This is a genomic window from Citrobacter sp. Cpo142 (genome assembly GCF_030332425.1).
GTDB lineage: Bacteria > Pseudomonadota > Gammaproteobacteria > Enterobacterales > Enterobacteriaceae > Citrobacter > Citrobacter portucalensis.
Genome location: NZ_JAOWHW010000138.1, coordinates 1 through 7,083 on the forward strand (window position 1 = coordinate 1; position 7,083 = coordinate 7,083).

Annotated in this window: 6 protein-coding genes and 3 pseudogenes; 6 read left to right on the top strand and 3 right to left on the bottom strand. The window is 48.5% G+C overall.

The features are described from left to right. From OGY18_RS20155 to OGY18_RS20170, 4 genes and pseudogenes are all read left to right on the top strand, one after another. Nucleotides 1-314, top strand: a 314-nt coding sequence (locus OGY18_RS20155) for a WYL domain-containing protein (RefSeq protein ID WP_286553867.1), incomplete at its 5' end; no start/stop codon positions are given. Nucleotides 315-354: 40 nt separating this feature from the next. Further along, nucleotides 355-600 (top strand): protein YpjK, encoded by a 246-nt coding sequence (ypjK, locus tag OGY18_RS20160; RefSeq protein WP_003029614.1) that lies wholly within the window; start codon nt 355-357, stop codon nt 598-600. Next, on the top strand, nt 590-1,030 hold the full coding sequence (locus OGY18_RS20165) for a YfjS/YafY family lipoprotein (RefSeq protein ID WP_003029616.1): 441 nt from the start codon (nt 590-592) through the stop codon (nt 1,028-1,030). The genes ypjK and OGY18_RS20165 overlap by 11 nt, the downstream gene beginning before the upstream one ends. Before the next feature lie 23 nt (nt 1,031-1,053). Then, nucleotides 1,054-1,523, top strand: a pseudogene (locus OGY18_RS20170) (YfjT/YkfB family phage-associated protein). 812 nt (nt 1,524-2,335) lie between these two features. On the opposite strand, the pseudogene OGY18_RS27370 reads toward OGY18_RS20170, so the two are convergent. The 3 genes and pseudogenes from OGY18_RS27370 to OGY18_RS20185 form a co-directional block, all read right to left on the bottom strand. After that, a pseudogene (locus OGY18_RS27370) lies at nt 2,336-2,479 on the bottom strand (oxidoreductase); the annotation flags it as partial. A 275-nt stretch (nt 2,480-2,754) separates the two neighbouring features. Further along, entirely contained in the window at nt 2,755-4,032 is a 1,278-nt protein-coding gene (locus OGY18_RS20180) for a DUF2254 domain-containing protein (RefSeq protein WP_003036928.1), read from the bottom strand. Between the two features lie 64 nt (nt 4,033-4,096). Beyond that, on the bottom strand, nt 4,097-6,094 hold the full coding sequence (locus OGY18_RS20185; protein ID WP_032939120.1) for a BCCT family transporter: 1,998 nt from the start codon (nt 6,092-6,094) through the stop codon (nt 4,097-4,099). Between the two features lie 503 nt (nt 6,095-6,597). Between OGY18_RS20185 and OGY18_RS27375 the strand changes: the two are divergent. Together OGY18_RS27375 and OGY18_RS20195 are read left to right on the top strand one after the other, a co-directional pair. Next, nucleotides 6,598-6,690 (top strand): annotated as a pseudogene (locus tag OGY18_RS27375) (DUF905 family protein); the annotation flags it as partial. Nucleotides 6,691-6,802: 112 nt separating this feature from the next. Continuing rightward, nucleotides 6,803-7,083 (top strand): antirestriction protein (locus tag OGY18_RS20195; protein WP_286554171.1); only part of this gene is annotated, 281 nt, incomplete at its 3' end.

The window sequence follows — 7,083 nt, forward strand, 5'->3', positions numbered from 1 at the left end:
GACTGATTCAGGCCATTACCGGGCGCAGGCGGGTGACGCTGATTGCGGAGGGGCGACGCTGTGAGCGCCTGGCTCCCTGCCGGTTACTCATCCACCAGCAGACCTGGTATCTGGTGGCTGAACACGAAGGGCATATCGCCGTATTCACACTTGATGAAATCCATCTGATTCAGCCTTTGCAGGAGACTTTTCGCCGCAATGACAGTCTGTGTCGCCTGGTTGAAGACCCGGTCTTCATTCAGGCCTTACCCCATTTTCGCTTTATCCAGCATTCACTGCTTACGTTTGTTCCGGCTGACAGCCCACCGGAATAGCGCAGGCGTTGTTATCAACGCGGCAACAGGGAGGAGCCCAGTGCCCGTTATTGCCATTATCGCCATTGTTATCATCGTCATCATTCTGAACAAAACCGGAGTGTCCGACAGCCTCACGGCCTTGACACTTGCAACCGTTGCCGCACTACTGACGGGAGGTGGCGCAGCCGGTGCTGCCAGTGTCGCGCTGACGCCGTTCGTCGGCGTGCCGGTGGGTATTTTCGTGGGGATTTATGTCTTTACCAAAGTGGTTCGTCTGATTTCAGGAAAAAATAATGAAACGTAAAACACTACCTCTACTGGCGCTGGTTGCCTCCACTCTGTTTCTGAGCGCTTGCGATGACAGGAGTGATGACCTGAAAGCTATCAGTAAATTTAAGGACCTCACGCCTCCGCGCTTCAGCGATGTGGTGAGCCGTCAGGATGATGTCAGGGAAGAGTGGTCGCAGATTGCTCTTTCTGGTCCCACTATGCAGGTCTTACGTACCCGTCAGTCGCCCGATGGCTGCGAGGGTGGCTGTTACTACTACCTCGTGGATATGGAGGAGAAAACCGTGCAGCCGCTGATGAATGCGCTGTGTATTGCCGACAACATCAGCCTGGAATACCACGAGAAAACGGACCCGCGCACCCGGGAGCGTTTCCTTGAATATTCCCATGACGGCAAACTGATGGGACGGCTGCTGATACCCTCAAATCCTGATAACCGGGAATAAATACAAAGACAAAGGAGACAGAAATGAAAATAAATTCTTTAAGTCGGCTCATGCTCGCTGGCGTGCTGCTTGTCAGCTTCAATGCCTCTGCGGTTTCGGGACTCTGGCAACAGGGGTACGGTCAGGGCAATGCGGAATACAGTGTGACGGATAGCAGCGGAAAGATGTTTACCATCAACTGCACGGAAAATCCGGACCAGAACGGTATTTACCAGCAATCGGTTTTTCTGACCCTCGCAGGGGATAAAACGATCAGCTCGCATGATGACAGTACCGACATCACAGTGGTGATGGGCCCCATAAGCAATACGCCATTCCCTCAACCCTTGGCTGGCGTAACGGGGATAATGCCTGGTTTAGTTTCATCATGGATATCCGTAAGGCCAGGCAGTTCGACGTCTACGTCAATGACCGCAAAGCGGGGACCTTCAGCGTTGACCTGACGAACGCTACGAAGGCACTGCCAACATTAGCAGACTGCACTAACGAGTGACAGTTGTGCTTTCCATCCATAACAACATACCTGACTGCCAGGAGCAGTCAGGGTTTATTTTTTTCATTTTTTATTTCCACCGATTAGTCCAGGCACTTCCGAATAATGAGCGCAGTGGCCAGTTTTAGTTGACTATATAGCAATGATAAAATAATCACGTGTTATGTTGAGATTGTTTATTTAGCGGTTGAGAGAAACTATGGATAAAATTTGTGATAAGTGTGCACACATGATGAGTGCATGTACTTGTGGAACTTGTGAGAACTGTGACGAGAAAGAGTCGGACTGTACCTGCAAAAAATGTAGCCAGTGCAATAACCTTGAGGACTTCTGCTCTTGCAGAATTTGTGAAGAATGTAGTGAAAAAGAAGCAGAGTGCTGCTGTTGAAATGTTAACAATACTGGCTGCAGGAGCTACCTGCCTGCAGCTTCGATTGCCGACGTACCCCGATCCCAGTTGGTTAGCGTATTTCGATTCTTGCAATAATCGCTGGACTCATAGCACGAAGCCGACATACTTACTGGATTGAAGGTCCGCTGTGAGCGAAAAGCGGACGCCCGCATAGCGTAAACAGGCGTCTGATATTTTGATATGGATTGATGACTTAACCCCTTCCCCGCTTCGTCAATGACTTTCTCGTCATTATCTTTGGTAAATGATCCTTTTGCCTTTCCGGTAGAATACTCAGCATTATTTCTGAAGAGCGGCAAAGACGAGTGCCTTGCCATGAGTTCACCATAATTTCATCTGCGCCCGTGCGGCGAACCAGATCCCTGAGCCCGTCACGGACGACCTCCGGTTTGCCCCATACGGATTCACGCAGCTGATAATATTTTGCGGTCAGTTCATCAGCGGTATCACTAGTCATTGCCCGTGAGCGGGTCATGGGGGCCATAACGACGCGGTTTACCAGGTCAGTATCACCGGTCTGAAACGGGGTAAATAATTTTTCCATTTTTATCTCCTTTGCTGGAGGAAATATGATGGTCTCAGCTACGGAATAAAAAAACAGTAGTCTGTTCCGAACTGAGTAGACATAATTTCTACATTTAGTGTTCTCCTGGTATTAAACCGAAATATTTGATTGTAGGCGATGTCTTACGTAGAGATAAAGCCTGCTGCAAAAGTGATGAAGACTCAGTATGTTCTCTTCTAATACAAAGCAGACGCCCATTCTCATGCAGACGCTTTGTTCTTGTCTCGCTAGCAACCAAATCGCTTGCTCCACAACTATGATTGCTTATTAGCGTTTTCATCAAAAAACAAATCAAAATAAATTGATTTTATGAATTCTCTATCGGAGTCTATATGGTCAGCGCGATTTGCATGCTCTAATGTTTCAATTGCCAGAGTGTGCGCGGCATCAGCAAACATCTCAGGCCAACCCGTACTCAGCATAGATAGCCCTTTGAGCACTCTTATCTGAATCTCTCTCATACTGGCACCATCGCGTGCGACAGGTGAGAAAAAGTCTTCCAGGAGATCGTTGTTCTGAAGTGGCGCAACGTGTACTGAAGGATAGGTCACTTCAATTTCATGAGACTTATTCTGCGCGTAAGCAGAAAGTATACGAACACCTCTGCCAATGACATCGATTGCGGTTCCAGGATCGTTCACTGCGGGTGAAAGGGCTCTGCAGGCTATTTCGGCCATGACGCTAAGACAAAATCGGGGATCCTGAGCAAATGAACGCACATCCGAGACAATGATCGTCTCAAGTAAATCGGCGCAGATTGATGACTCCTGGCCCTGACTCAGGTACAAAGCTGGCATGGACGGATGAATGAAACTGCCTGGTTGCGCCACAAGGTATACATGACGAGGATCATTGGCCAGCAGCTTGCTGAGTTTCTCCATATCAATATATTCAACATAGCCAATCTTCTTCGGATAAACTGCAACCGTTCCTTTCGGCTGTTCATAGCTCTCAAGCCATGGATATCCGCCGAGACAGGGATTTCTGGCTCTCGCAATAAATGTTTCGATGGCAGCCTGTTCTACTTTTGCTGTTGTCTCACCGACCCTCCCCAGAGAGGTCAAATGCTGTATCCAACGAAGCAATGTGATGAGGATGAGGGCAATGACAACGAGTGTGACAATGAATAAAATGACTCTTCCCCTTTCTCCGTAGGCTCCCATATTGAGGGCAATAATTCCTACCAGACTGAAGAGAAAGGAACCAATGAAGGTGGCCAGTACATTTTGTGTGGTTACGTCTTCCACAACTAAACGCGTTGCTCTGGGAGTAACATTAGTAGTGGCTGAACCGTAGGCTGTGACCATGATACTCAGCGAAAATGTGGTCACTGCCAGCATACTCGATGCCAGTATGTTCAGAATGTTATCAACTGCTTCCGCACCAACCTTCACTGAAACCGACTCAGGAATCATTGATTTAAAAAGAATAGATAAAAGAGCCGTTATTATCGCGACAATTGCGAATAACGTAGCTCTGAACCAGAGTTTCTTAAATGTTTGCTTCAGAATCCATTGCCAGCGTGAAATCATTCTGCATTCCCTCGTATTGCGGTCGGGATAAATAATTGCCGCCCCCTAGGACGGCATTTTGCTATCAACGAACCAGGTGCAGGAAGTGCAGGTGTTTTTCGTACTGGTCCAGTATGTCATTAATCAACTGTTCCTGATTCCAGCCCATCACATCATAATTTTGACCGCCTTCTTTGAGATAAACCTCAGCGCGATAATATCGATGTTGGTCAGTCTGCTGCTCATCATTATCCATTGCGGCGAGCGCGAAGGTGGGTGAGCTATACCCGCGAAGCCTCACTTCATATATAAAATTCAGCTCGTTGCCCAAATCCACTTCAAGACGAATACGATCGTCGGCTGCGTCACTAATGTGGCTTATCGTCCCCTGCTTGTTCAGTTCTTCCTGAACCAGCGTCATGGCAGGCTGGATAATGTCGTCCATAAAACGTTTCACAAGAGATCGTTTCGGCAGATACGCGATATTGCGTAACCTTCTCTGCCAGGGAATTGGGTTACGTGCAGCCGTAGGAGCAATAGTCGCCATGCTCAGGCTTTCACGCTTAGTCAAATCTCGACGCAGGGCTTTTAACAGCCCGTATATGGATATCAGCAAGATCACGGAGAAGGGTAATGCACTTGCTATTGTCACCGTTTGCAGCGCGCTCAGCCCTCCCGCAAGGAGAAGCGCAATTGCAACAACTCCCATGAGCGATGCCCAGAAGATTCGCTGCCAGACGGGTGTGTTTGCCACCCCACCTGATGCCAGAGTATCTACAACCATTGCCCCCGAGTCAGCAGATGTGACAAAGAAGACGATGACCATAGCCATTGCAATAAATGACAGCACGGAGGAGAACGGGAAATGCTCCAGGAAATTGAACAAGGCCAGCGAGACATCCTGTTGGACGGTATTGGCGAGATCGGTCGCCCCCTGGTTCATAATGAGATAGATTGCGCTGTTACCAAACACCGTCATCCACATGAGCGTAAAGCCGGCCGGAACAAACAGCACGCCGGTGACAAATTCGCGAATGGTTCGGCCGCGTGAGACCCGTGCGATAAACATCCCCACAAATGGCGACCATGAAAGCCACCATCCCCAGTACAGTAATGTCCAGCCCCCCAGCCAGTTGCTCGACTTAGGTTCATATGCGTAAAGATTGAACGTTTTACTCACCAGTTCCGAAAGATAACCGCCGGTATTTTCCACAAATGACTTCAGCAGAAGCACAGTTGGCCCCAGACACAGGACCAGCGCCAGGAGCAACAACGCGAGGCCCAAATTGAGCTCAGACAGGATACGTATTCCCTTGTCTAGGCCGGTCACCACAGAAATCGTCGCTAACCCCGTGATGGCCACGATCAGAATGACCTGCACCGTTTCATTAATGGGCACCCCGAATAGGTGGTTCAAACCGGCATTCACCTGCAAAACACCGTAACCCAGCGATGTTGCAACGCCAAAGACCGTACCTATAACGGCAAAAATATCAACCGCATGGCCTATAGGTCCGTATATGCGATCGCCAATAATGGGATAGAGTGCAGAACGCAGCGTTAAAGGTAGACCGTGGCGGTAACTGAAAAAGGCCAGAATCAGCGCTACAATGGCATAGATTGCCCAGGCATGCAGACCCCAGTGGAAGAAGGTCAGCCGCATTGCTTCCTTCGCTGCCGCAACAGTCTCTGGGGCGCCAACGGGAGGTGAGAGATAATGCATCACCGGTTCAGCAACGCCAAAGAACATCAGGCCGATCCCCATCCCTGCCGAAAAAAGCATCGCAAACCAGGAGTGATAGCTGAAATCAGGTTGCGCATGGTCCGGACCCAGCTTGATATCACCGTAGCGTGAGAGTCCCAGAAACGTGACACTCAATAAAATCAGGGCCACAGCAAGGATGTAGAACCAGCTTGCATTCGTGAAGATTTGTTGCTGAAGTAGTTTGAAATTTTTGTCAGCAACATCCGGGAATGCAGCGGCAAAAGCGACAAGAAGAAAAATTAACAAAGCAGATGTAAAGAATACAGCTTTGTTAATCTGGCTGTGACACTTCTTTGGGATTGTTTCATTTTCACTCATAATCATTTATTCCATTGATTTAAATCCGTATTGGATAATGCTTACCACCTCTTACAGAGTAGCAAAATTCAACTGACTATGCGGCGTGAATCGAGCACATGGTGTGATGAGTGCCGATACAAATCATCCTATAATCGAAGGAGTTCTTTGTTAATCAGCCTGCCACTTCTTGGGTATTTAATTTGCATATTCTGTACCAGAGCTGGGATATACGTTAAGTGAAGTATATTAGACACGAATTACCAGCTTCTGCTTTTGGCACAAAACGGCCTATCAGCATTATAAAAATATTCAGATATATATCATTCCTCTGAACATACACAACTAACGGCAGAATCTCACGATTCTGCCGCTTTTTTATTATTTTTCAGGGGGGGAGTAATGAATAATTCTGAAGGTTTGAAGTCGTTTCACTAATCGCTTTATGACCTACCGTAGTGGGTATCGGCTGATTGCGCAGCAGGGCCATTAGTTCCTGCCAGTATCACCGGCGTTAACATTGAAGACGACTAGGGCAGGCATGGAACTTTGAACCGGATGCCGGTGAAGGTCTTAACCGCTATACCCGCAAGCCAGGCATCTGTACGGACGTATCCATCTGCTGGCTCCGCATGATTTACCAGCAACATTTAATCTTCCCGAACACTCATTATTACCGCATACGCCAGCCGTCGCCGCTGGCGTTTTTTTATTGACGGAGACATACCCATGACAACAGCGACAAAAAACAACCTCGCATCTGCTGCTAACGAATCCGAATTTGAACTGACCGTAACGCAGATACCCGACGAACAGCGTATCTGCTTCTGGCCGCAGTACTTTGGCTCTATCCCACAATGGATAACGCTGGAACCCCGCATTTTCGCCTGGATGGACCGCTTCTGTGACGAGTACAACAGTGGTATCTGGTCCTTTTACACGCTCAGCAATGGCGGCGCGTTTATGGCCCCTGATGCTGACGTTGACGATAAATGGCATCTGTTCAACGG

Coding starts and splice junctions, on each gene's coding strand:
- OGY18_RS20165 (WP_003029616.1), top strand. CDS start 590: ATGAAACGTAAAACACTACCTCTACTGGCGCTGGTTGCCTCCACTCTG.
- OGY18_RS20185 (WP_032939120.1), bottom strand. CDS start 6,094: ATGAGTGAAAATGAAACAATCCCAAAGAAGTGTCACAGCCAGATTAAC.
- OGY18_RS20180 (WP_003036928.1), bottom strand. CDS start 4,032: ATGATTTCACGCTGGCAATGGATTCTGAAGCAAACATTTAAGAAACTC.